The organism is Absicoccus intestinalis, assembly GCF_033971885.1.
GTDB lineage: Bacteria > Bacillota_I > Bacilli_A > Erysipelotrichales > Erysipelotrichaceae > Absicoccus > Absicoccus intestinalis.
In genome coordinates, this window is record NZ_JALBUS010000011.1 from 25,585 (window position 1) to 51,012 (window position 25,428).

Consider the following 25,428-nt stretch of genomic DNA (forward strand, 5'->3'; position numbering starts at 1 on the left):
TGGAGGTTCAATCATGAAAAAAGATTTAGGCGTACAACAGGCGGTTTTTCCCATGCCGGTATTGATGATTGCTGCTTACGATGAAAATGGCAAGGTCAATGTCATGAATGTAGCATGGGGACAAATTGCATCAAGTGATACGATTGCTTTGTTTATTAGCGAGGGGCATAAGACAACAAAAAATATTCGTAAAACCAAGGCATTTACCGTATCGATTGCGGATGTCGATCATATGGATGTGGCAGATTATTTTGGCATGGCTAGTGGCAACACGGTAGAGGATAAGTTTGAGAGAACAAAATATCATGTAGTTAAAAGTACCCATGTCAATGCGCCAATTATTGAAGAATTTCCGGTTTGCATGGAATGTGAATTAGAAGATATCGTAGAGGGCAGCATTCATGCCGTAGTGGGTAAAATCATCAATGTATGTGCTGATGAATCGGTATTGGATGAAAAGGGACAAGTGGATGTTGATAAGCTTCATGCATTGGTGTTTGATAATTTCCAAAGAGGCTACTATGAAGTTGGAAAAAAAGTGGGTCAAGCCTGGGATGCTGGCAAGAAATGGTTGTAAAAATAGGATAGAATAGACATGAATCCAAATGATTTGTGTTTTTATATTTAGGGAGGGTGTTTATGTTTCGAAAAATGCGTCGTTTCAAACAAGAAATTTCTCAAGAAAAATGTATTCGCATCTTAAGAGAACAACCTCGTGGGGTTTTATCGATCATGGGGGAAGATGGATATCCATATGGATTGCCATTGGATCATTGGTATGATGAAAAAACGGGAACGATTTGTTTCCACGGTGCCAAAGAGGGGCACAAGATCGATGCCTTAAGAAAGAATAATAAAGTATCGTATTGTGTATATGATCAAGGGTATCGCAATGCAGGGGAATGGGCTTTGAATATTCAGAGTGTCATTGTATTTGGAACCATTCATGAAGTGAAAGATCATGATCGTGCCTTGGAAATTTGTCGGCAATTGTGTTTAAAATTTACGGATGATCAAGACTATATTGAAAAGGAAATCAAAAATGCTGGTTCGCGCGTCTTATGTTGGGAGATTCAAATCGATCATATGACAGGAAAGTTAGTCAACGAATCTTAGTTGATATCTATGTTGAGTTTAACGAAGTATGTCGAGTGGATGGCATTTGTTTCCTTTGATGAACATGTCTTTGATGTGATGGATAGTATTGTTCTGGCTCAATTTGCGTATTTGGATATGAAGGATATCTGGCAACAAGCGCCCATGAAGATTCGTGATCTAATCGAGAAACAATCTTCGTATTCGATGCAGATGGTACCCGATGGACAAGATCATGATGACTTTATAAAAATGGTTGCCCGATCGGATCGGTATGGCCAGTTGTTGGTCAAAAACAATGTGGATACGTTTGATGAGAAGGAACATATTCAATTTGGAGCAATGACCTTACAAATCAATGAGGATCATGATTTGATCCTTTTTAAAGGAACGGATGATTCCATTGTCGGCTGGCGAGAAGATTTTATGATGTCTTTTACCAAGACATTTAGCCAAACGGCATCTTTAGCTTATTTGGAAAGTGAGATTCAACCGCATAAACGGTATTATGTGGCAGGTCATTCCAAAGGAGGGCATCTTGCCATCTATAGCACATCGCAATTGATCGAAGAAAATTTAGCACACATTCAGGCTGTCTATGATTTGGATGGGCCGGGACTTTGTAAGGACGTGATGGATCCAGAATTGACTGCACGTATCGATACGATCACCATGCGGGTGATTCCCCAATATTGTATCGTGGGAAATATTTTTGAACCGCATTTTTCCAATGTCCATATTGTCAAAAGCAATGCACAGGGTACGATGCAGCATAGTTTATCCAGTTGGCAAGTGGATCATAAGGGGTTGATTGAAGCCAAAGAGGAAGATCCACAAAGTGTATGGATTTCAACATCGATCAATGAATGGATGAAAAATGTCAATCAAGCCGATCGCAAGACATTTGTCGATCAGATGTTTGATGCTTTTTCCATCAATGGTGATGTGAATTTTGAAGAAGTGAAAAAAGGAAATTTAATGGATTTTCACAATTTATTGATGGCTTTTTTAAGAACAGATCCTGTGACAAAGAAGACAGCGGTCGAATTACCAGTGACTGCGATTGCGAATTCAGGTCCTATTGTCAAGCAGCGACTCTGGGAACGAATCAAAGAACGAATGAAGAAATGAGGTCTGGATGACTTCATTTTTTTATTGACTTAAACCATACTTTAAGTTTTATGATACAAACAAGGAGGAATCATGGCCAAGACATATAGTATTTCAGAGGTAGCCTCAATGATGGGAGTAGCCCCTTCTACCCTTCGATATTATGAAAAAGAAGGATTATTGCCCAATGTGAAACGGGTCAATGGAAAGCGTGTTTTTGAAGAAAAAGATTTTGGTTGGTTGCGGGTATTAAATTGTTTGAAAAATACAGGCATGCCTATTCGTCGTATCAAGGAATATGCGCGATTGAGCCAAATGGGGGATGAATCATTGAGTGCCCGATATGAATTGATCAAGGCACAACGAGAATATGTGCAAGATCAAATTGATCGATTGAATTATTACATGAAAGAGTTGGATTATAAGGATTGGTATTATCGAACGGCCATCGAATTGGGGTCGGAAAAGGCTGTGCAAAATAAAAGCAAGGCCAAAGAAATGAATCTGGATACGATTCCAGAAAAGGAGGACTTTAAATGAAAACGTTAGTCGCTTATTTTAGTGCAACTGGCACAACCAAACAGAAAGCAGAGCACTTGGCACAAGAAAAAGGGGCTGATCTCTATGAGATCGAGCCAAAAGTAAAATATACGAAGGAAGATCTGGATTGGATGAATGCGAAAGCCCGTTCAAGCCAAGAGGGAAAAGATGAACAGATTCGTCCTGAATTAAAAGAAGAAAAGGTAGATTTAGATGAATATGATGAAATTTATCTAGGTTTCCCAATTTGGTGGTATCGTGCACCGAATCTTATTTATAGCTTTATTGACCATAATGATTTAGAAGGAAAAACGATCCATTTGTTCATGACTAGTGGCGGTTCTTCCATCAAAAAAGCACAAGAACGACTTAAAAAAGCATATCCAAACTTAAATATTGATTAAAGTCCAATTATTTACCCATATAAAATGTATACTATAACTGTGATAAGGGAAAGGGATAGTTTACAAGTTGAGGCATTACTTGTATGGTGGGTGTAGCCGGCATTTTTATGCCGGCTATTTTTATATAACATTAAATTTGGGTGAATGAGCATATACAAAATAATTGAAAAAATAGGAGTTTTGTGTAGAATTGGTCGTATTTTCAGTGAATCAAATAATTTAGGTATTCAAAAAATTGATTATTTTCAAAGAGTCTAATAAATAAGACAGATAATATGCTAAAATGTGTTTAATAAGAAGATTATCAAAATAATTACAACCTAATGAAAAATTCCGAATTGTTTTGATTGTCTGAGTGACTTATAAAAAAGTAACAATAATCTTTAGATTACCCATATTCTATAAGGCAAATAATTTAAATAAAAAGAATAATCTAAAGATTGAATTAAAAGAGAGAGAAACTAATATGAAAATAGCAGAGGATGATTTTTTAACTAATTCAAATCTTTATGCACGTGCTAGCAAAGTAAATGATGATTCAAACCAAGTGATTGTCCAATCGTTGGAAGATCATCTTCAGAATGTAGCGACATTAGCTCAAAAAATGTGTGATGTTCCTGAACTGAGAGAGACTATTTATCAGATTGGATCAATGCATGATCTAGGCAAACAAACAAAAGAATGGCAAAAATATCTACGGTCAAGCTTTTCAAATGATTGGCATGGAACAAAAGTTGATCATTCTACACTAGGAGGTTTAACAATCAATCAGAATTTATCTGAATATAAAGAATCACTAGATCGTGAAATTATGGAATTGACCATTTTTTCTCATCATAGGATGAAAGATGCTTTATCAGAAATGGGAGAATCTATTTTTGAAAAAAGAATCAACGAAAAAAATAATAAAAAGTATGCAGATTATCTGATGGGTGATAAAAATCAATTTCATTCAACCAAGTTGTATGACTATTTATTTAAGAGAGTAAGCAAAAACAAACGTGAGAATGCCTATTATGCAGGAGCTTTATATAGATATTTGTTATCACTGCTGGTTGATGCAGACTGGACCGATGCAAGTTATGCTTCAGAGTTTGGAACTCAAGAAGAATTGGAATATAAGCACTTTAATTTTGAGTCCTATTGGTCGGATAGAATTGAACAATTTGAACAATATATCAGTTTGTTTGAGCCTAGAAATGAATTAGATGAGTTGCGTTCACGAATATCTCTACAATGCAAAGAATTTTCTAATACTTCAAATAAGATGATACGTCTTCAATCCTTTACAGGTAGCGGGAAGACATTGAGTGCTTTGCGTTTTGCTTTATATAAAGCAAGAAACGAAAAAAAGAGACATATTTTTTTGATTGCTCCATATCAATCCATCTTGGATCAAACATATAAAATTTATTGTGATATTTTTGGTGAAGATGAAGTGTTGCTACATCACAGCCGAGTTACATTTGAATCAGAAGAACTCGATAAAAAGTATGAGTACTTAATTGAAAATTATCAAAATTCACCTATCGTTCTAACGACAATGGTGCAATTGCTAAATTCTATATTTCGATCCAGCTTGAGTGATGTGCGAAGATTCCATGCTTTGGCAAATTCTGTGTTGATATTTGATGAGGTTCAATCCATTCCTCCAAATCTCATGGGATTATTTAACTGGGCCATGAATTTTTGTACAAATTTTTTAAATACAACAGTTGTCTTGTGTTCAGCTACGCATCCTAAATTTGATAAAATGGATGGTTTTCTTTTAGATCATAAAGCTGGATGGGATATGGTTCCTCAGACAAATCAATTCATCTACAACAAGCAACGATATCGTATCGTTTGGGATTGTTGGAATCAGAGATTAGTTTCTTTCAGCATAGAAGAAACAGCCAATTTGATTGATAAAAGATTAAAAGCATACGATTTAAAAAATATGTTGATTGTATTAAATACCAAAAAGACTGCCAGGAATTTATACGAAACACTTAAAGAGAAAAATCTTAGCTATTCAATGTACTATTTGTCAACCGATTTATATCCGGCACATCGTGGAAAAATCATCCAGGAATTGAAAGAGAAGTTGCAAACAAATGAGCGAATCATTTGTGTCAGTACACAATTAATTGAAGCAGGGGTTGATTTAAGTTTTGTTTCAGTTATGCGATCATTGGCTGGTATGGACAGTATTTTGCAGATTGCAGGAAGATGCAATCGTAATGACGAAATTGATTGTGGTTTAGTGCAAGTAGTGAAAATTTCAGACAAGGAAGAAAATGTTTCCAACTTAAAATATATCAAAGAACAGCAGGATATCATGGTGGGTGTTTTATCAGAATATGAAAGCAATCTATACGACTCGTCAAAATTATTGGATGATTACTATAAACAGTACAATTGGAAATTTAAGGATGAATTGAAGTGTCCAAATGGTAATGATTCATATAAATCGTTGACTGAATTATTATCAACGAATCGTAGAGCAGTCAGTAATATAAAAACAAAAAACATGCATATAATGAATCAAGCTTTTAAACAAGCGGGAAATATTTTTCAAGTGATTGATGATAAAAATGCAATTCCGTTAGTTGTTGAATGTTATGATAGTGTGGATTTGATCAATCAATATTGCGACACCTACTCATATAGAGAGAAGAAAAAAATTATTAGAAAATTGCAAAACTTTCTTGTAACGGTAAGTGAATATACGTTTAATAAATTGGACGAAAAAAGTCTTATTTATTCATTAGACAAAGAAAATGATAATGGAATCTGGGTATTAACAAAAAAAGGTTATGACGAAAACCTAGGTGTAAGTATCTTGAATGAATTACCGTTCATTTGTTTATGATCTTAATTGATGAGAAGGAGGTAATGTATGTATAGGAATACAGTTGAGTTCTTGGTTACGGGAGAATATGCGTTATTTTCTGAACCAATCACAAGGGTATCAGGAGAAAAAACAACATTACATATTCCAACATATGAGGCATTAAAAGGCATAATTAGCAGTGTATATTGGAAACCAACGTTTATTTGGTACATTGACGAAGTTAGAATTATGAACCCAATTCAAACTCAAACCAAGGGAATAAAAACATTGAAAAATGGGAAAAAATACGATTTATCCTATTATACGTATCTAACACAGGTTGCATATCAAGTTAGGGCACACTTTGAATGGAATTTAAATCGTGAAGAGTTGGTACAGGATCGTAATGAAAATAAACATCACAATATTGCCAAACGAATGATAGAGCGTGGTGGTAGAAGAGATATTTTCCTTGGAACAAGAGAATGTCAAGGATATGTAGAGCCATGTGTTTTTGGAGAAGGTCATGGTTTCTATGATGAGATGCCGGGTGAAATATCCTATGGTCTACAGTACCACGGGATTACCTATGCAGATGAAGCAATATTGGATGAGGATAAAGGATATATGACAGTACGATTTTGGAATCCGGTTATGAAGAAAGGAGTTGTCAAATTTATTCGGCCTGAACAATGTCAAATTAAACGTCATATTCATAAGATGGGTATAAAACCTTTTGGAATTCAACATTCAAATTTTGAAAGTGTTGATGCATTAGCAAAGGAGGTGAATTCTATTGAACTGGGCGCAAGAAATGATTCGAATATATGATACTTTTCACTCGTCTGAGGATGAAATGAATCCGATTTTTCATGAAAAATTCAAAGCAGGAATAGAGATAACAATAAATGCTGAAGGAATAATGTTAAATGCAAGAAATATTGAAAACGAGAATCAAGAAACTTTAATACCTGTTACTGAAAAATCAGCCATGAGAACTAGTGGGATTGAACCTCATCCATTATGTGATCAGTTGCAATACATTGCAGATGATTATTCCAATCAATATTTTCATAATAAAAATAATGAAAAGGTTTCCTTTAAAGATAATTCCAATCGATATAAAGCATACTTAGATGGACTGAATGAATGGGCAGAATCACAATATTCTCATCCAAAAGTAGTGGCTATATTAAAGTTTATAAAAAAAGGCAACGTTTTTTTTCAGTTAAAAAAAATTAAAGTTTTGGATGAAGATGTAGAAGAATCTAAAGTAAAGGGGATTTTGGTTAGATTTATTATTCAAGGTTGTGGCAAAATTGAAGAGTGTTGGAAGGATCCAGACTTGATTGATTGTTACATCAATTATTATGAATCAAAGTTAAAAGGATCAGATATTTCATATTTAACAGGTAATAATGAAACAAAAACAGATAATTTTCCAAAAAGTATTCGTTATCCTGGAGATGGCGCAAAATTATTGTCTGTAAATAGCACTGATACAAACGATTTTACTTTTCGAGGGAGATTTAAAACTACAAATGAAATACTATCTATTGGATCTATCGATTCACAAAAAATGCATAACGCTTTAAAATGGCTTATTAATCAAAGAGGTATTCGTAATAATGATTATGTAACAGTAGTATGGGAAACTGATTTTAAAACAATACCATTACCCAATCAGGGTACTGATGATTTATTTTCTAATTTTTTCCAGATGGATCAACCAATTATTAGTAATGTTGACAGCAAAGCAATTATTCAAAATTTATTTACAAAAGAATATAAAGAAAAAATTAATCCAACATCTACAGTTTATTTATTATCTTTTGATTCAGCTACAAAAGGGAGACTTTCATTGGTGCAACAAGCTACGTTACAATCTTCTCAATATTTAGCAAATTTGGAGGATTGGCATGTAGGTGCAGAATGGAAACATAAAAGAAGTAAAAAAAATTTAAAAACATATACATATATTGGGGTACCTAACGTAAATCAAATTGTTTATTCAATCTATGGTCACGAAAGTGATACAGGTATGGATATTAAAGGAAGCGAAACTTATGTTAACAGGCAAGTTCAAAGGCTGTTTACATGTATTGTTTTAAAGAGGCCGATTCCTAAAGATTTTGTAAAAAAAGCAGTTTTGAGGGCATCCATGCCCGAAGCCTTTAAGAATCAAATAAATTGGGAAAAAGTTTTATCTATTGCATGTTCTTTAGTGAAAAAAGAACACTTTGAAAAGAAGGAGGAATTTACCTTGGCATTGGAAACAGGAGAACTAGGAAAAAGAAGAGATTATCTATATGGAAGGTTATTGGCAATAGCTGATGTGATTGAAAAGAGTAGATTAAGAAATCAAAATGTTGATCGTCCTACGAACGCAATGCGATATATGAATATGTTTTCTAAACATCCGTATAGAACTTGGACTATTATCCATGAGAATATATTGCCATATTTAAACGGTTACAACGAAGCAATTCGTACGTATTATTTAAATCTGATTCAATCTGTAATGATTGATTTTAAAGAAGGAGATTTTGAAAATGATAAACCATTAAATGGACTTTATCTATTAGGTTATTATTGTCAGCATGATGATATTTATTCAAAATGGCAAGAAAAAAAACAACATGAAATAAATAATACAGAAAGAGAGAGTGAATAATATGACAGATTTAAAAGGAAAAATTGATTTTGTTTTACTTATTTCAGTAAAGAATGCAAATCCAAATGGCGATCCATTAAATGGTAATAGGCCTCGAGAAACGTATGAAGGAAAGGGTGAAATATCTGATGTTTGTATCAAGAGAAAGATAAGAAATCGCTTCCAAGATATGGGAAAGAAAGTTTACGTTCAATCGAGTGATCGTTGTGATGATGGTTGTAATAGTTTAGCTGCTAGAGTTTCTAAGAATGTAGAATTGCAGCAAGAAGTAAAAAAAGGTAAGAACGCAGATCCTCAAAGATTTGCTGAAATCGCATGTAAAGAATGGATAGATGTGCGTGCATTTGGACAGGTTTTTGCATTTAAAGGAATAGAAGTATCTGTAGGAGTTCGCGGACCAGTTACTATTCATCAGGCCATTAGTGTCGATCCAGTTGATATCGTTAGTATGCAAATCACAAAAAGTGTAAATAGTGAAGATAAAAAGGGTAAAGCGTCTGATACTATGGGTACAAAACATTTTATTGATTTTGGACTATATATCGTAAAGGGTAGTATAAATCATCAGTTAGCTGAAAAAACAGGTTTTTCGCAAGAAGATGCAGAATCTTTGAAATTAGCGTTAAGTACTTTATTTGAAAATGATGAATCATCAGCACGACCAGCAGGAAGTATGGAAGTTTGTGAATTGGTATGGTGGCAGCATGAAAATAAAACGCCAAAGGTTTCAACTGCTAAAGTACATCGTAGCGTACAAGTAAAAAGAAGAGAAGGAGTAGAGATTCCTCATTCATTTGGTGATTATGAAATAAAAATTAATAAAATTCCTGATTGTGTGGAACCGGAGGAAATTATCCTTGTATAGTGAGGACAATTTTCTCCAATTATCAGGAATTCAACATTTTTCATATTGCCGCAGACAATGGGCGTTGGCTTATTTAGACATGCAATGGGAAGAAAATGAAAGAACTTTCGAAGGACATGTTCTTCATGAAAATGCACATAATCCTTTTATGAAAGAGACAAGAGGAAATTATTTTCTTTCCCGTGCGATGCCTATACACTCGTATTCACTGGGATTGAGTGGAGAATGTGATGTAGTGATCTTTAAAGAAAATGATAAAGGTATTAATATTTCTGGCAAAAAAGAGAAATACTTACCCATTCCCGTAGAATATAAAAAAGGAAAGCCCAAAAATACAGATGAGGATATTGTGCAGCTTGTTGCACAGGCAATGTGTTTAGAAGAAATGATGTACTGTTCGATTTCATATGGATATTTATATTATGGAGAAACTAAACATAGAGAAAAAATCAATATTTCATCTGAGTTGCGTGAAAAAGTAAAAAAATATAGTCAAGAGATGCATGAGTATGCTGAAAAAGACTATATTCCAAGAGTGAAGCGTAATAAAGGATGTAATGCCTGTTCTTTAGAAAATATTTGTTTTCCTGAAACTTATCATAAAGAGACTGTAGCATCTTATATAAAGAAATATTCTGAGGATATTAATGATGCGTAAATTACAAAATACACTTTATGTTAACTCAGATTGCTACTTGCAATTAGATGGTGAAAATGTAGTAGCGAAAGAAGATGGAAAAGTTGTTGGTAGAGTGCCCTTACATAATCTAGAATCAATTGTTACAACTGGTTACACGGGAGCTAGCCCCGCACTGATGCGAGCATGTGCTGATAAAAATATCGATCTTTGTTTTTTATCTAGAAATGGTAAATTTTTAGCACGTATAGTTGGACCTGTTAAAGGCAACGTGATTTTGAGAAAAAATCAATACCAGAAATTTAGTGATGATTCGTTTTCTTTGTGTATTGCTAAAAATATGATTCGAGGAAAGATTTATAATTCAAAATGGATATTGGAACGATATACAAGAGATTCTCCATTAAGAGTTAATGTTGAATTATTAAAAGAAAAATCAAAGTTACTTTCTGAAGATTATATAAAAATTGATTCAGTTGATACAGCAAGTCAATTACTTGGTATTGAAGGAAGTGCAGCACAAAATTATTTTTCTGTTTATGATAATTTGATTTTGAATCAAAAGGATGTCTTTACCTTTAATGAAAGAAATAGAAGACCACCTATAGATCCGACGAATGCTCTTTTATCATTTTGTTATTCTTTATTAACTAGTATGTGTACATCATCTTTAGAATGTACTGGCTTGGATCCATATTTTGGAGTTTATCATGTGGAAAGGCCTGGTAGACCGTCTTTGGCATTAGATTTAATGGAAGAACTCAGACCTGTAATGGTTGACCGATTTGTTTTGAATTTAATCAATACACGAAGAATAACAAAAAAGGATTTTATTCAAAAGGAAAATGGAGCTGTATTATTAACAGATGAGGGGCGAAAGAAACTTTTTATTTCTTGGCAAAAAAGGAAACAGGAAGAAATAGAACATCCATATATAAAAAAGAAAATTTCATGGGGATTGGTACCGTTTGTTCAGGCAAAATTACTTTCTAGTTATATTCGTGGGGATTTGGACGGATATCCGCCGTTTTTTTGGAAGTGATGACTAATGATGGTCTTGGTTACATATGATGTACAAACTCAAGATAATGATGGTAAGAAAAGATTACGTAAGGTAGCTAAGAACTGCATGAATTATGGAGTAAGAGTTCAAAATTCTGTTTTTGAATGCAATGTAGATAATTATCATTATCAAAAATTAAAAGCTGATTTGTTAGAAGTTATAGATGAGGAGGAAGATAGTTTAAGATTTTATATAATTGGAAATAAATACAAAAATAAAATAGAGCATTATGGTAAATCAAACGGATTTGATGTTGAAGAACCATTAGTTTTCTAGTGAGTGCGAACGGTAAGAACACATAAAAATATAATACCTTCGCACCACATATATTGTATCAAAATATAGACCTTTTTGAGATTTGGTCAAATAGGAGACATGCATTGTCCCTATTTGGGTGTAGATCTCATGTAAAAGTGGGAAAATAGATAAAAATTTAATCACTTTTGCTGTCGCACCCTTACATGGGTGCGTGGATTGAAACGTGACCTTGCAGAATGGTAGCAACGCAGAAATCAAGTCGCACCCTTACATGGGTGCGTGGATTGAAACGAAAGAAGTCACTGGAGAACTTGATGCTTCCAAGCGTCGCACCCTTACATGGGTGCGTGGATTGAAACGATACAGGCATTCCCAAATCGTCAATCGATAAAGTCGCACCCTTACATGGGTGCGTGGATTGAAACATATATTTTGATTCAGAAAAAGAAGCGTTAAAAGCTCGTCGCACCCTTACATGGGTGCGTGGATTGAAACACGTCCTAGCGTGCGTAAATGCTATGAGCGAAACGTCGCACCCTTACATGGGTGCGTGGATTGAAACATTACAGATAATGCCTCTGATAAAGCCTCTGTGTCGCACCCTTACATGGGTGCGTGGATTGAAACACTGTGAAGTAGCACTGAGCGATTCCACAGCTGGTCGCACCCTTACATGGGTGCGTGGATTGAAACAAAGTAATCCAAGAAATACAAATCGTGTAAACGTCGCACCCTTACATGGGTGCGTGGATTGAAACACAATTCTGCCATTCTTAGCCGTGTATTTCTCGGAGTCGCACCCTTACATGGGTGCGTGGATTGAAACGCCGCCGTGATATCGGATGCTGCCTTGTCTGCGTCGCACCCTTACATGGGTGCGTGGATTGAAACAATTTAGAGGTCACAAAATGCAGCGATGGCGAAAGTCGCACCCTTACATGGGTGCGTGGATTGAAACAGAAAATTATGAAATGGAAGATATAGTTGATGTTGCACCTTACATGAGTGCGATGGTTGATATTTACTAAAATTCAATGATACAAAATTTTCTGAAGTTACATCGAGTACATGTTGAAAATGTATAATTGAGATTATTGTCGAACTAAATGGATCATTGCTTGTTTACATATTGATTTGTAGACTATAAAGAAATGATAATTTATATATTTATTTGTTAAGTAAAATGTATAATTGGAGGTACAAAGAGTAAAGGTGAGGAATAATTGTGTACTATACTAAGGATAATGTTCGATCTGAGAAGGGAAGATTGAAACGACAAATCAAATTAATAAGTAAAGATAAGGAGATTCTTGATAATTTATTATCTAATCGGGAAATAATCACTTCTAAAATTAAGGATCACTATTATCAGTATGTAAGTGGCTTAGTTAATCAAGCATTAGAAGATGTTAATTCTAACAATTTGATTGAAGTGGATAAAATAAGACCGAAGATTTCGTTTAATGAGAATAGTTACGATAATAATACTTTAATGAATTTATATCAATTGAAACGATATGACTCATTACAAGATGAAATTGATAAATTGAAAGAACAAAACAATGATATCTATAACGAAAAATTTAATGCTGATCCAATTTTTAACATATTTTGGATGTTTATGGGAAAGGAAAAGAAGGCAAAAGCCATAGATGCAGCAAATATAATAGATCAATTTGTCGAATCAAATTTTGAAAATGATGTTCTATCTGTAAAAAATCAAATTATGACTTTACCAGATTTTAATACCGTACTTCATGACTTTAAACAAGACAAATCATATTATCTAGGGAAGTTACAAAAATTATCCTATGCTGATTTATATACGGATAATGATCCAGTTCAACCTAATTTCTTGAAAGTGAATGAGACAACAAAAATGCTTTCTGAATTGGAAAATAAGATGAACAAAGCTATTCAATCTTCGCGTAGTTTTGAGGACGATGTAAAAAATAAAGCATATTTATTACAAAATGACGAAGTTATGGAATTACTATCGACAATTAGCGTAGATGAATTGAAAAAATATAAAAAAGGTTTTCGTATAAATTCACTAAAAGAAAATGGGATACGTACTATCAAAGACGTATTAAATGCTGATATTTTTGGATTAAAGCAGATATATGGCATTAGTCAGAATATGGCTAATGATATGGATAATATAGCCAAAAAGATTAAACAAGATACAAGACATAATATTCGGCTAAAACTTAATATAGATAATGAAACAAAAAGAAGTACTCAGTTATTACATGCGGTTTACTGTTATGATCAATATAAAAAAGCGATAGAGCAAGCTCATGAACTAAAAAACGAATATAATGGGAAAATAAGAAAAGCTCATGAGTATTGTTTGAAAAATGCGAATGCATTGACCTGGATAACTTCGGATAAACAAAAGAAAGAAAATATATTTAACTATAGTGACATGCTTCTAAATGATCAAACAGATAGTTATATCAAACGAGCAAGTCAATTCTTTAATAAAAAAATATTTGTAAACAAAAACTATGTTACGAATAAAATGATTTGGAAGTATTTTGAAGAGAATTCTGCGCATGTATTCGCTATTTTAGATGATTTATGTCCAGGTCTATTTGGCAATCAAGACACATATTATGGTTTGCCTGAAGAATTGGCAAAACAAATTGAAGAACAAGATTTTTTTCCAGACGGTTTATTAGTAGATTTACGGCGTTATCAAGAATGGGGTGTAAAGTATATTCTTCATCAAGGAAAAGTCTTATTGGGAGATGAAATGGGGTTAGGAAAAACCATACAGGCGATAGCAACGATGGTTTCGCTTCGAAATGTCGGGGCTGATCATTTTTTAGTTGTGTGTCCTGCTGCGGTCTTAACAAATTGGTGTCGTGAGATAAAGAAACATAGTCGCTTACATGCGATAGAAATTCATGGCTCATCAAAACAAAAAGCTATATCTGAATGGTGGTCTCATGGCGGAGTGGGAGTAACCACATATGAAACAACTAAATTCTTTAAAATGGATGATCAAACAATATTTGATTTGTTGGTTGTAGATGAAGCACATTATATTAAGAATCCGGCTGCAAAACGTACACTAAATGTAATTGAACTTGGTAAACATGCCAAAAGAGAACTCTATTTAACAGGAACAGCTTTAGAAAATAAAGTTGATGAGATGGTGGAATTAATTGGACAATTGAATCCTTATGTTTCTTATTCTGTTAGTGATCTTACGTATTTATCAGATGCACAAGCATTTCGTGAAAAAATCGCTCCAGTATATTATCGTAGAAAAAGAGAAGATGTTTTAACGGAGTTACCCGAAAAAATAGAAGTTGATGCCTGGTGTACGATGACAAGAGAAGAAAGATCAATTTATGAAAATCTTCTATTAAATAGAAGTAAATATCCACAGTTGCGACAATTGTCTTGGAATGTAGGTGATTTAAAGAAATCTTCTAAGGCGGAAAGATTGAAAATGATAGTGAATGAAGCAAAAGATGATGGAAGGAAAATCATTGTTTTTTCGTTTTTCTTAGATGTGATTGAAGCTATTCGATCTTTTTTAGGACCTATTTGTCTACAACCAATCACTGGAAATGTTTCATCCGATAATCGGCAGAGAATTATTGATTAGTTTGAAAAAGCACCGGCGGGGACTGTATTAATTGGACAAATCAGTGCAGCGGGAACAGGATTGAATATTCAAACGGCAAGCGTAGTAGTAATTGCGGAGCCACAATTTAAACCATCCGATGAAAATCAAGCGATTGCTCGTGCTTATCGCATGGGGCAGACAAGAAAGGTACTAGTTTATCATTTACTCTGTCAGAATTCTATTGATGAAAGAATCAAAGATATGTTAGATGAAAAGCAAAAACAATTCGATGCATTTGCTGATAAATCAGTGGCCGCAGAAGTAGAAATCAAGAATAAAGATGCTAAAAATATTCTTCAAAAAGAAATAGATCGCATTACCATGGAACAAAGAATGGAGGATGAATGAGTATCATAAATTAATTTTATATTATTTAATGTTTATCCATCTTATACATATGTTTTTTTTAATGATACTCTTTTTGGTTGACAATTCATCATTCTTCTTGTTAAATTGAGATTGTACTTATACGACTGACGGAATTGTGGAGCTTACCACGTGAAGTATAAGAGATTATAGCCGACCGTCTGGGCAACTTTGTCTGGAGGTACGGCTTTTTTTGTATCTCTGGGAAGAAAGGAGTATATGAGTTGACAGTGGAATTGTTATAAGTTAGTCTTAACTTATCAATAATGTTCTATTCAAGGAGGTACAAATATGAGAACAGAATGGAATGGATTTACCGGAACAAAATGGCAATCAGAAGTCAATGTTCGTGATTTTATTCAAAATAACTACACACCTTATAATGGGGATGAATCTTTTTTAGAAGGCCCTACTTCAGCAACTTCACAATTATGGTCTGAACTACAAGCTCTACAAAAAGAAGAACGAGCCAATAAAGGTGTTTTGGATATGGAAACGGAAGTCGTTTCTTCCATCACTGCCTATCCAGCAGCTTATATGGATCAATCATTAGAAAAGATCGTTGGTCTACAAACAGACAAACCATTAAAGCGTGCTTTTATGCCATATGGTGGAATCCGTATGAGTGAAGAAGCTTGTACGACATATGGTTATAAACCAAGTGAAAAGTTACATGAAATTTTCACAAAATACCATAAGACACATAATGATGCCGTTTTCCAAGCATATACACCAGAAATGAAATTATGCCGACACAATAAGATTCTTACTGGTCTTCCAGATACCTATGGTCGTGGCCGTATTGTAGGAGACTATCGCCGTGTTGCCTTATATGGTATTGATTTCTTGATTGAAGAAAAACAAAAGAATCTTGCTCGTTGTGGTGCAGGAAATATGATCGATACGGTCATCCGTCAACGAGAAGAATTAGCTGATCAGATCAAAGCTTTGAAAGACATGAAGAAGATGGCTGCCGATTATGGATTTGATATTTCCGTACCAGCAAAAAATGGCTTGGAAGCAGCTCAATGGTTATATTTTGCGTATCTAGCTGCCATCAAAACACAAAACGGAGCAGCTATGAGCGTAGGACGAATCTCTACGTTCTTGGATATATATTTCGAAAGAGATTTAGAAAATGGTACATTCACAGAATCTGAAATTCAAGAAATTGTAGACCATATGACCATGAAATTCCGTATGGTAAAATTTGCGCGAATTCCTAGTTATAATCAATTATTCTCTGGGGATCCAGTTTGGGCAACATTGGATGTGGCAGGTCTTGGCCAAGATGGCAGAAGCCAAGTCACCAAGACATGTTTCCGATTCTTGCATACATTAGAAAATATGGGACCAAGTCCAGAACCAAACTTGACCGTTTTATATTCTTCACGCTTGCCAGAACCTTTCAAGAAATATGCGGCAAAAATCTCCGTCGTAACCAGTTCGATCCAATATGAAAACGACGACGTGATGCGACCTATCTGGGGTGATGACTACAGTGTATGCTGCTGCGTATCCGCTACTCAAACTGGAAAAGAAATGCAGTTATTCGGAGCGCGTGCCAATTTAGCAAAATGTTTATTGTATGCGATCAATGGTGGTGTGGATGAAAAGACCGGCATGCAAGTAGGGCCAGAATATCAACCAATCACCAGTGAATATCTGGATTATGATGAAGTTATGCATAAATACGATCTAATGATGGATTGGCTAGCTAAAGTCTATGTCAATACCTTGAATTTGATTCATTATATGCATGATAAATATTATTATGAAGCCGCGCAAATGGCTTTGATCGATACCGATGTACGTCGTACCTTTGCGACCGGTATTGCCGGCTTTAGTCATGTCGTAGATAGTTTAAGTGCTATCAAATATGCCAAAGTCAAAGCAATTCGCGATGAAAAAGGCATTGCCAAAGACTTCGCCATTGAAGGAGACTTCCCACGTTATGGTAACGATGATGATCGTGCTGATGATATTGCGGTATGGTTGTTAAAAACATTCATGAATAAGATTCGTCAGTATCACACTTATCGTGATAGTGAACCAACGACATCGATCTTGACGATCACTTCCAATGTCGTTTATGGAAAAGCGACTGGAACTTTGCCAGATGGACGTAAAGCCGGAGAACCATTATCACCAGGAGCCAATCCTTCTTATGGCGCTGAAAAGAATGGTTTGTTGGCATCTTTGAACTCTGTCGCAAAAGTACCATATGAATATGCTTTGGATGGTATTTCTAATACCCAAACCATCAATCCAGGTGCACTGGGTCATAGCGATGAAGAACGAGCTGACAACTTAGTACATGTCTTGGACGGTTATTTTGATCAAGGTGCCCATCATTTGAATGTGAATGTATTTGGTGTTGAAAAATTAAAAGATGCGATGGAACATCCAGAAAAAGAAGAATATCAAAACTTCACGATTCGCGTTTCGGGTTATGCCGTCAAGTTTATTGATTTGACACGCGAACAACAATTGGATGTCATCTCTAGAACATGCCATGAATCACTATAAAGGAAGCATTCATTCGATTGAAACCTTTGGTTCGGTCGATGGACCTGGTGTTCGCTATGTGATCTTTATGCAAGGCTGCCATATGCGTTGTCAATTTTGTCACAATGCGGATACTTGGAAAGAAACACCACCGACGGAATTTGCTTCGGATGTCCTAAAAAAAGCATTACGATATCGTCCCTATTGGAAAGAAGGGGGCGGTATCACCGTGAGTGGTGGTGAACCACTCCTGCAAATCGATTTTCTTATCGAACTTTTCACATTGGCCAAACAAGCAGGTGTTCACACAGCACTGGATACTTGTGGACAACCATTCACAAAAGAAGCACCATTCTTTCAAAAGCTTGAACAATTGATGAAAGTGACCGATCTGGTTTTATTGGACATCAAACAAATCGATGAATCAAAACACAAAACGCTGACCGGATGGACCAACACCAACATCTTGGAATTTGCACGATATTTAGATGCCATCCATAAACCCGTTTGGATCCGACATGTTACGGTTCCTGGTATCAATGATAGCGACGATGAATTGAAACGACTCGATGCGTTCTTATCCTCCTTACACAATATCGAACGCATAGAAGTTTTGCCTTATCACACATTGGGAGCCTATAAATGGAAACAACTTGGCATGGACTATCCATTGGAAGGCATTGAGCCACCTAGTCAAAAACAAATTCAACATGTCAACGAAATGTTACATACAAAAAAGCGATGAATCTTCATCGCTTTTTACATATCTATGTTAGAATGATAAACAATGAGGTGAGAGTATGTATCAAAAAATGGGACTAGTTGTAGAAGGTGGTGGCACCAAAGCAGCCTATACAGCTGGCGTTCTAAAAGCTTTTTTACAAGAAAAAATATATATACCATATACCGTTGGCATTTCTGCTGGTTGTGAAATGCTCGCAAACTATGTATCTAGACAACCCTATCGTCTAGAGGTTTCCGGTGTCGAAGCAACCAGTCAACCCATGGTTTTTGGTTTAAAAGCCTATCGAAAGGAAGGCTCTTTATATGGTTTGGAAACCACCAATGCCTTCATTGAATCCAAAGAAAAATTAGATCTTGAAAAATTTTGGTCTTCTTCCTCGAAGATGGATTTTGGACTATACAATTTAGATACCCATCAAGTCAAATACTTTGATAAAAGTCATTTGGATGAATCACAAACTTTGATGATTGCTAGTTGCGCCTTATTACTTTTAGCGCATCCTTATGAATTTGAAGGTCAGCGCTATATGGATGCCGGCCTTCGAGACATGATCAGTATTGAACAAAGTCTGCGCCAAGGCAACGATCGGCACATTGTAATTTCTACCAAAGAAATTGGCTATGTTCGTAAACCAGCACCAAAATGGCAATTACGACTTGCCAAACATGTCTATCACGATGATGTGATCGTCGAAGATCTAAAAAATCGTCATCTTCGTTATAAGGAACAATGGGATAAAGTCGATCAATTGGAACAAGAAGGAAAAGCCATGGTCTTGCGTCCACATAAAGATCTCGGGGTGACACGATATACCACTTCAGCCAAAAAATTACGTCCTTGGTTCCAATTGGGATTTGATGAAACCATGGAACGCATGGACAAGATCAAGGCCTTCTGTGAAGTAGAATAAGATGAAACCCGCTTGTTTCTTTGATGTGGATGGAACCTTATATGCCCATCCCTTTCATGAAGTATCACAAGAAACCATAGATGCTTTGCACGCCTTAAAAGAACAGGACTATTTTCTTGCATTGAATAGCAGTCGATCTCAAGCGGAATTGGCCCATTTGCCACGATCGTTAATGCATGTAGGCTTTGATGCGTATGTATTAGATGGAGGGGCCTCCATCTATGATCAAACCATGCAATTACGATCGGCTTTTCCAATCGATGCTCACATTGTTTCGCGCATTGCTTCGTATTGCGAAACCCATCAAATTTGTTGGCGATACAGCAGCGCTTTCGGTTCCTATTGGGGCAATTTATGGATCACATCGTATATGAAGCAGGCCTATTGGCAATTGTATTTTATGCATATGGAAGTCAAGCCCTGGCAGGGTGAATCGGTCTATAATATCATGATCGAATCACACGCCCCTTCCTTAGCTGTAGATTGTATGGCCACCGTATTTCCAGGATGTATGGAACTACGAGCCAAACATGTCGATAAATGGACAGCCATTCAACATTTCTCTGATTTATCGCCTATTTTATGTTTTGGTGATGGCGATAATGATGTGTGTATGTTAGAAAAAGCCGATATAGGTATTGCGATGGCCAATGCCAGTCCTGCCTGCAAACAAGCCGCTAACGTAATTTGTGGTTCTGTGCATGATACCGGAATCGCAACATTTGTGAAGGAGCATTTAAAATGAGTTATATTTTAGAGAATGAATATTTATATTTGGAATGTATCGAAGCCGGTGGAGAAATTCAACATTTGATCAACAAACAAACCCAAGAAGAAATCATGTATCAAGGAAACCAAGGATGGGGTGGAAAAAATCCAACGTTGTTTCCCCTGGTTGGGAATACCTATACGGGATCGTATGAGATTGATGGACAAACGTATGCCATGAAAAACCATGGACTGATCCGCTATGCTTCCTTGCAGGGAAGACAAGAAAAGGATCGATTGATTTTTTCTTTGGATGCCAATGAAGCCACTTTGAAACAATATCCCTTTGCTTTTCATTATGAAATTCAATATCAATTGGTCGATCATCAAGTAAAGATCCAATATCGGATTGAAAATACCGGATCCAAAGTAATGCCTTTTGGATTTGGGTTACACCCTGGCTTTCAATTGCACGAACCCTTTTCTTCTTATTTTCTTTCGTTTGATGGAAACACCCATTTGGAACAACTGCACATGTATGAAACACCTTCACATTGGGAAAAAGTAAATACAAAAGGATGGCAACTCAATCGTTTGGATCTTGAAAAATATAAGACGATGATTTATCGAGGCTTACATAGCCAAACATTGACACTCATGCACAAGGATGAAAAAGTCTTACGTTTACATGTTCAGGATTATCCATATTTAGCGATTTGGTCTAGTCCGACACCTTCCGATTTTATTTGTATTGAACCCTGGTGGAGCCATGCCGATTTTGATCCAAACACGACCGATTTCTATCACCGCGAAGGAACGATTCTCCTAAAGCCACAGGAAACATTCTGCCCAAGCTATGCGATTGAAGTGTAACTAGAAAGTGTTGTACAATTGGAATATGAAAAAATGGATCTATCGAATCATATTGCTTGTATGTATTGGTGTATTTGGATATAGTGCTTTTCATTTGTATCAAATCTATCAGGACAAGCATCAAATCGAACAAGAAACAAAAACCTATCAAAAAATGGCCACAAAGAATAGCGAGAATACTGAAGTTTTGAATCCAGATTGGAATGCACTCCAACAATCTTCTCCAGATATTGTTGCATGGTTATATGTACCAGGATGTGATATTAATTTTCCTGTGGTCCAAGGAAGCGATAACTCCTATTATCTCGATCATACGACGGGAAAACAATCCAGTCCCTATGGATCGATTTTCTTGGATTATAAAGCAAACAATCAATTTATGGATGATAACTCCATTATCTATGGGCATTCGGTTGAAGGCGGTGGCATGTTCACCAATTTAAAGAACTTTACCGATGAAAGTTTCTTTAATAAACATGATGCCTTCTATTTATTGACACCCAATGGTAATTATAAATGTACGATTTATGCGTTTGCGAAAACGACTGATTCTTCGGCATTCTATACCACTGCCTTTGGTTCATATCGCGATGATACCCTCGCAAAATGGGTCAATGAAGCGATGTATAGTCGAGCTGTCGATACCACATCAGCCCATTTTGTCTCTTTATCAACTTGTAACTTGGATTATGGCTTCCATTCCAATCAGCGTTATGTATTAACAGGCGTTATGCAAGAATGGACAGATCCAATTACCGTTAGTGATTGATTTGTGTTATAGTAATGAAGGTTTACGTTATGAAAATTTGTCTAGTAACTGGGGGTACTGGCGGACATATTTATCCAGCCGTGGCATTGGCCGAGACATTTCGTTCGTTGTATCCTCGATGTGAAATTTTATTTATTGGAAATGATGACCGGATGGAGGCCCAAGTGATTCCATCCTTAGGTTATCGATTTTTGTCGTTACATACATCCGGATTGGTCGGTAATGCCTTTCAAAAAGGAAGAGCCGTTGGCCAGTTGGTTTTGGCACGTCAAAAAGCCAAGGGATATTTGCGTGCATTTGACCCAGATATCGTAATTGGCTTTGGTGGATATGTGAGTGCCCCCGTCATGATGGCTGCTTGCAGCTTGCATATTCCAACGATGATCCATGAACAAAACTCCATCGTGGGTCGTTCCAATCAATTGGTGATGAATCGTGTCGATGCGATCGTAACGTGTTATGAAAAGTGTGAAGAAGTATTTCCCAAAAACAAGATTCATTTGTTAGGAAATCCAAGAGCAACGATTGCCAAAAAAGCGCCATTGGATCCTACCTACTATGATTCTTTAGGCTTGGATCCAAAGAAAAAGACGATTTTAGTGATGATGGGATCGTTGGGATCGAGCAGTGTCAATGCATTGATGAAAGACGCATTGAGCAGTGTGGATACGACTTCTTTGCAGTTTTTATATGTGTGTGGAAAAGATAACAGTAAAGATATTCATATGTTTGATGGCGTGAAAGATATTCACGTTGTTGATTATGTAGATACATTAAAAATTTATAAAAAGATCGATGGATTGATTTGTCGTGCTGGGGCAACCACCATTGCCGAATTGACGGCTTTGGGTATACCAGCCATTTTGATTCCATCACCTTATGTAGCAGCCAATCATCAATACTACAATGCACGACAGCTTGTAGACCGACACGCTGCCTATATGATTGAAGAAAAGGATCTAAATGCAGATACCTTATCGAAAACGATCCAAACTTTATTTTTAGATCCAGTGGAAATGGCTGAAGTATCTAAAAATGCGCGGAAACTAGGGAAACCTCAAGCCGCATACGATATGATTTCTTTGTGTGAGTCTTTGATCAAATAGAAAAGAGGACCCCAAATGTCAATGATCGAACGTTTAGAAACCTATGCGAATATTAAAACAAATGAACCAATGAGTAAACATACAACTTATCACGTAGGTGGTAATGTTGATTATTATATCTATCCTGATAATTTTTTGTCTTTGATGCGTGTGATCTATCTATTGGAAGAAGCCAACATTCCTTTCTATACGATCGGTCGCGGTTCCAATATCTTATTTAGTGATGCCCCTTTTCATGGCGCTATCATTAATTTAGATCATTCATTAAATGATTTTTATTTTGAACCCGATGGAACCTTGGTTTGTCAAGCAGGTTGTTCCATCATCAATATTTCTGTGGAAGCCATGAAGAAAAATTTGACTGGTCTAGAATGGTCCAGTGGAATTCCTGGCTCTGTAGGCGGTGCCTTATATATGAATGCCGGGGCCTATCGAAGTGATATGAGCCATGTGGTTCAAGATGTATTGGCATTACGAGATGGCCGTATTGAATGGATCCATCAAGATGAATTGGATTTTGGCTATCGCCACTCTATTTTTCAAAAACATAAAGATTGGGTCATTCTCGGCGCTCGTTTACAGTTGCATCCAGGCGATGCCACGGAAATACGTGATTTAATGAATTCACGTCGTCAACGTCGAATGAATACACAACCTTTGGATAAACCTTGTGCAGGCAGTGTTTTTCGTAATCCCGAATCCATTCCCGCATGGAAATTAATTGATCAAATGGGATATCGAGGCTATCAAATTGGTGGTGCCAGAGTATCGGATAAACACAGTAATTTTATCGTGAATGAAAATAACACCGCAACGGCTAGTGATATTCGTGATCTGATTCAAATAATTCGACAAGAAGCAAAAGAAAAATATGGTATTTCTTTGATTACAGAAGTGGAGCAATTAAATTGGTAACTCGTTGGCGTAGATGGCTAAGAAACATGTCACTCAGAACGGGCATCCTTTTAACGGTCTTAGTGATGGCTTTGACATCGTTTGGTGTATATTATTTTTCCTTTGATGCTTTGGCCCATGTTTTAAGCTGCACGGGAAATTATTATTTGACCGATCACCAAATATACCATTTGGCGGGTATGAGTTATCAGTCACGGATGTGGCTTGTACCTTCGATGGTCTATGAAAAGCGCATTGAAAAAATGCCATTGGTCAAAGATGTCTATGTACAAAAAGGTAGAAATGGCCGATTGTTGGTCCATGTCCAAGAAAAAGTAGTGATTGGTTATTATACAAAAAATAGTCAATATTATTTGTTGACCATCGATAATGAATCCATTCCGATCGACAAAGCATACATGTCCACGATCGTACATTTTCCTTTATTGAATGGATTTAGTGGCACACAGCGCAAAAAGATCTGTGCCATTTTTAAGAAAAATGAAAAGACCCTGACCCGATCGGTCATTGAAAAAATTGCTGAAATGGTTCCTTATAAAACGTCTTTTGATAAAAATATGATCAAAATGACTATGCAAGATGGGAATGTTGTTTATACATCAATCAGCTCATTGGTCATGATGGCAAAATACCAAGCCATGTTGACTCGTTTACAAGGCGAGAATGTTTGTCTATTATTGGATAGCACCAATCATGCGATTGAAAAAATCAATTGCGATGATTTGAATAGTAAGAAATCGACAAGTTCTTCATCCAAGAAAACCGAGGAAAAACAAGAGACTTCTTCCGATACGCAGACCAGTGATGCCAATACGACAACGACCACGACAACACAAGATGCAACGACACAAGATACGACCACAACAGATAATTCAACCCTTGTATGGGATGATTCAACTGGGCTGTATTATGATTCGACAAGCGGTTACTATATGGATCCAAATAGTGGGATCTATTATGTGTGGGATGATACGACCCAATCTTTACAACCACTTTCGGAATAATTTGTCTTAGTTTACAGAAATAGGTATAATAAGGATTGATATAAGAGGAGGGTAACTCTATGCCAATTAATAAATCAACCGAATATGGAAATATTTCCATTTCATTAGATGCGATTGCCTCTTTAGCCGGAGGTACGATCACGGAGTGTTATGGTGTTGTCGGCATGGCAAGTCAGAAACTCGTTCGTGATGGTTGGGCTGAATTATTGAAAAAAGAAAACTATTCTCGTGGTGTGATCGTGCGTCAACAAGAGAATGGATTGGTATTGGATCTATATATTATCGCCCTACAAGGAATTAAGTTGGGTGAAATCGTACAAGAAGCGCAAAAACGAGTGAAGTATGTGATTGAAAAGACTTTGGAAATCAAAGTGGAAGCAGTCAATATCACCGTGCAAGGTGTACGAGTAGCCAAGTAGG

The 25,428-nt window shown here is 36.1% G+C and carries 24 protein-coding genes, 1 CRISPR repeat array and 1 riboswitch; all 24 genes read left to right on the forward strand.

Translation table 11 applies throughout. From position 1 onward, the window contains the following. The first annotated feature begins 13 nt into the window (after positions 1 to 13). The 24 genes from MOZ64_RS07750 to MOZ64_RS07865 all read left to right on the forward strand — a co-directional run bounded on the left by MOZ64_RS07750 (position 14) and on the right by MOZ64_RS07865 (position 25,427). The gene (locus MOZ64_RS07750) at positions 14 to 577 is read left to right on the forward strand and encodes a flavin reductase family protein (RefSeq protein WP_320326005.1); all 564 of its coding nucleotides are present in this window, start codon (positions 14 to 16) and stop codon (positions 575 to 577) included. Between the two features lie 62 nt (positions 578 to 639). Then, positions 640 to 1,116, forward strand: coding sequence for a pyridoxamine 5'-phosphate oxidase family protein (locus MOZ64_RS07755; protein ID WP_320326006.1), 477 nt, complete (start codon positions 640 to 642; stop codon positions 1,114 to 1,116). Positions 1,117 to 1,155: 39 nt separating this feature from the next. Beyond that, positions 1,156 to 2,226: an Mbeg1-like protein gene (locus tag MOZ64_RS07760; protein ID WP_320326007.1), complete on the forward strand. Its 1,071-nt coding sequence runs from the start codon at positions 1,156 to 1,158 to the stop codon at positions 2,224 to 2,226. Positions 2,227 to 2,298: 72 nt separating this feature from the next. Next, positions 2,299 to 2,745, forward strand: a complete 447-nt coding sequence (locus MOZ64_RS07765; protein WP_320326008.1) for a MerR family transcriptional regulator — start codon at positions 2,299 to 2,301, stop codon at positions 2,743 to 2,745. Next, complete coding sequence (locus MOZ64_RS07770; RefSeq protein WP_320326009.1) at positions 2,742 to 3,149, forward strand: flavodoxin; 408 nt, start codon at positions 2,742 to 2,744, stop codon at positions 3,147 to 3,149. Before MOZ64_RS07765 ends, MOZ64_RS07770 begins: the two co-directional genes overlap by 4 nt. 466 nt (positions 3,150 to 3,615) lie before the next feature. Further along, entirely contained in the window at positions 3,616 to 6,003 is a 2,388-nt protein-coding gene (cas3, locus tag MOZ64_RS07775; RefSeq protein ID WP_320326010.1) for a CRISPR-associated helicase Cas3', read from the forward strand. 27 nt (positions 6,004 to 6,030) lie between these two features. Then, positions 6,031 to 6,795 carry a type I-C CRISPR-associated protein Cas5c gene (gene cas5c, locus MOZ64_RS07780; protein WP_320326011.1) on the forward strand — a complete coding sequence of 255 codons (765 nt, stop codon included), beginning with the start codon at positions 6,031 to 6,033 and terminating at the stop codon, positions 6,793 to 6,795. Continuing rightward, positions 6,761 to 8,638: a type I-C CRISPR-associated protein Cas8c/Csd1 gene (gene cas8c, locus MOZ64_RS07785; RefSeq protein ID WP_320326012.1), complete on the forward strand. Its 1,878-nt coding sequence runs from the start codon at positions 6,761 to 6,763 to the stop codon at positions 8,636 to 8,638. The genes cas5c and cas8c overlap by 35 nt, the downstream gene beginning before the upstream one ends. 1 nt (position 8,639) lies before the next feature. After that, complete coding sequence (cas7c, locus tag MOZ64_RS07790; RefSeq protein ID WP_320326013.1) at positions 8,640 to 9,503, forward strand: type I-C CRISPR-associated protein Cas7/Csd2; 864 nt, start codon at positions 8,640 to 8,642, stop codon at positions 9,501 to 9,503. Next, positions 9,472 to 10,161 carry a CRISPR-associated protein Cas4 gene (gene cas4, locus MOZ64_RS07795; protein ID WP_320326014.1) on the forward strand — a complete coding sequence of 230 codons (690 nt, stop codon included), beginning with the start codon at positions 9,472 to 9,474 and terminating at the stop codon, positions 10,159 to 10,161. The genes cas7c and cas4 overlap by 32 nt, the downstream gene beginning before the upstream one ends. Beyond that, positions 10,154 to 11,182: a type I-C CRISPR-associated endonuclease Cas1c gene (gene cas1c, locus MOZ64_RS07800; RefSeq protein ID WP_320326015.1), complete on the forward strand. Its 1,029-nt coding sequence runs from the start codon at positions 10,154 to 10,156 to the stop codon at positions 11,180 to 11,182. The genes cas4 and cas1c overlap by 8 nt, the downstream gene beginning before the upstream one ends. 6 nt (positions 11,183 to 11,188) lie before the next feature. Further along, positions 11,189 to 11,479, forward strand: a complete 291-nt coding sequence (gene cas2 / locus MOZ64_RS07805; RefSeq protein ID WP_320326016.1) for a CRISPR-associated endonuclease Cas2 — start codon at positions 11,189 to 11,191, stop codon at positions 11,477 to 11,479. A 172-nt stretch (positions 11,480 to 11,651) separates the two neighbouring features. After that, positions 11,652 to 12,420: a CRISPR direct-repeat array (repeat unit 34 nt; unit sequence GTCGCACCCTTACATGGGTGCGTGGATTGAAACA). A gap of 308 nt (positions 12,421 to 12,728) precedes the next feature. After that, on the forward strand, positions 12,729 to 15,083 hold the full coding sequence (locus tag MOZ64_RS07810; RefSeq protein WP_320326017.1) for an SNF2-related protein: 2,355 nt from the start codon (positions 12,729 to 12,731) through the stop codon (positions 15,081 to 15,083). A 39-nt stretch (positions 15,084 to 15,122) separates the two neighbouring features. Continuing rightward, positions 15,123 to 15,452, forward strand: coding sequence for a helicase-related protein (locus MOZ64_RS07815; protein WP_320326040.1), 330 nt, complete (start codon positions 15,123 to 15,125; stop codon positions 15,450 to 15,452). 111 nt (positions 15,453 to 15,563) lie between these two features. Continuing rightward, positions 15,564 to 15,644, forward strand: a riboswitch (ZMP/ZTP riboswitch). Between the two features lie 117 nt (positions 15,645 to 15,761). After that, on the forward strand, positions 15,762 to 17,999 hold the full coding sequence (gene pflB / locus MOZ64_RS07820) for a formate C-acetyltransferase (RefSeq protein WP_320326018.1): 2,238 nt from the start codon (positions 15,762 to 15,764) through the stop codon (positions 17,997 to 17,999). Further along, positions 17,986 to 18,723 (forward strand): pyruvate formate-lyase-activating protein, encoded by a 738-nt coding sequence (pflA, locus tag MOZ64_RS07825; protein ID WP_320326019.1) that lies wholly within the window; start codon positions 17,986 to 17,988, stop codon positions 18,721 to 18,723. Before pflB ends, pflA begins: the two co-directional genes overlap by 14 nt. Positions 18,724 to 18,778: 55 nt before the next feature. Further along, positions 18,779 to 19,633: a patatin-like phospholipase family protein gene (locus tag MOZ64_RS07830; RefSeq protein ID WP_320326020.1), complete on the forward strand. Its 855-nt coding sequence runs from the start codon at positions 18,779 to 18,781 to the stop codon at positions 19,631 to 19,633. A 1-nt stretch (position 19,634) separates the two neighbouring features. Beyond that, positions 19,635 to 20,378 (forward strand): HAD-IIB family hydrolase, encoded by a 744-nt coding sequence (locus MOZ64_RS07835; protein WP_320326021.1) that lies wholly within the window; start codon positions 19,635 to 19,637, stop codon positions 20,376 to 20,378. After that, a complete protein-coding gene (locus MOZ64_RS07840) occupies positions 20,375 to 21,214 on the forward strand; it encodes an aldose epimerase family protein (RefSeq protein WP_320326022.1) in 840 nt (279 codons plus the stop codon). The genes MOZ64_RS07835 and MOZ64_RS07840 overlap by 4 nt, the downstream gene beginning before the upstream one ends. Positions 21,215 to 21,239: 25 nt before the next feature. Continuing rightward, on the forward strand, positions 21,240 to 21,983 hold the full coding sequence (srtB, locus tag MOZ64_RS07845) for a class B sortase (RefSeq protein WP_320326023.1): 744 nt from the start codon (positions 21,240 to 21,242) through the stop codon (positions 21,981 to 21,983). A gap of 29 nt (positions 21,984 to 22,012) precedes the next feature. Continuing rightward, on the forward strand, positions 22,013 to 23,089 hold the full coding sequence (gene murG, locus MOZ64_RS07850) for an undecaprenyldiphospho-muramoylpentapeptide beta-N-acetylglucosaminyltransferase (RefSeq protein WP_320326024.1): 1,077 nt from the start codon (positions 22,013 to 22,015) through the stop codon (positions 23,087 to 23,089). A gap of 15 nt (positions 23,090 to 23,104) precedes the next feature. Further along, positions 23,105 to 24,004: a UDP-N-acetylmuramate dehydrogenase gene (gene murB, locus MOZ64_RS07855; RefSeq protein WP_320326025.1), complete on the forward strand. Its 900-nt coding sequence runs from the start codon at positions 23,105 to 23,107 to the stop codon at positions 24,002 to 24,004. Between the two features lie 26 nt (positions 24,005 to 24,030). Beyond that, positions 24,031 to 25,008, forward strand: a complete 978-nt coding sequence (locus MOZ64_RS07860) for an OCRE domain-containing protein (RefSeq protein ID WP_320326026.1) — start codon at positions 24,031 to 24,033, stop codon at positions 25,006 to 25,008. Between the two features lie 59 nt (positions 25,009 to 25,067). Further along, positions 25,068 to 25,427, forward strand: a complete 360-nt coding sequence (locus tag MOZ64_RS07865) for an Asp23/Gls24 family envelope stress response protein (RefSeq protein WP_277634144.1) — start codon at positions 25,068 to 25,070, stop codon at positions 25,425 to 25,427. Position 25,428: the final 1 nt, after the last annotated feature.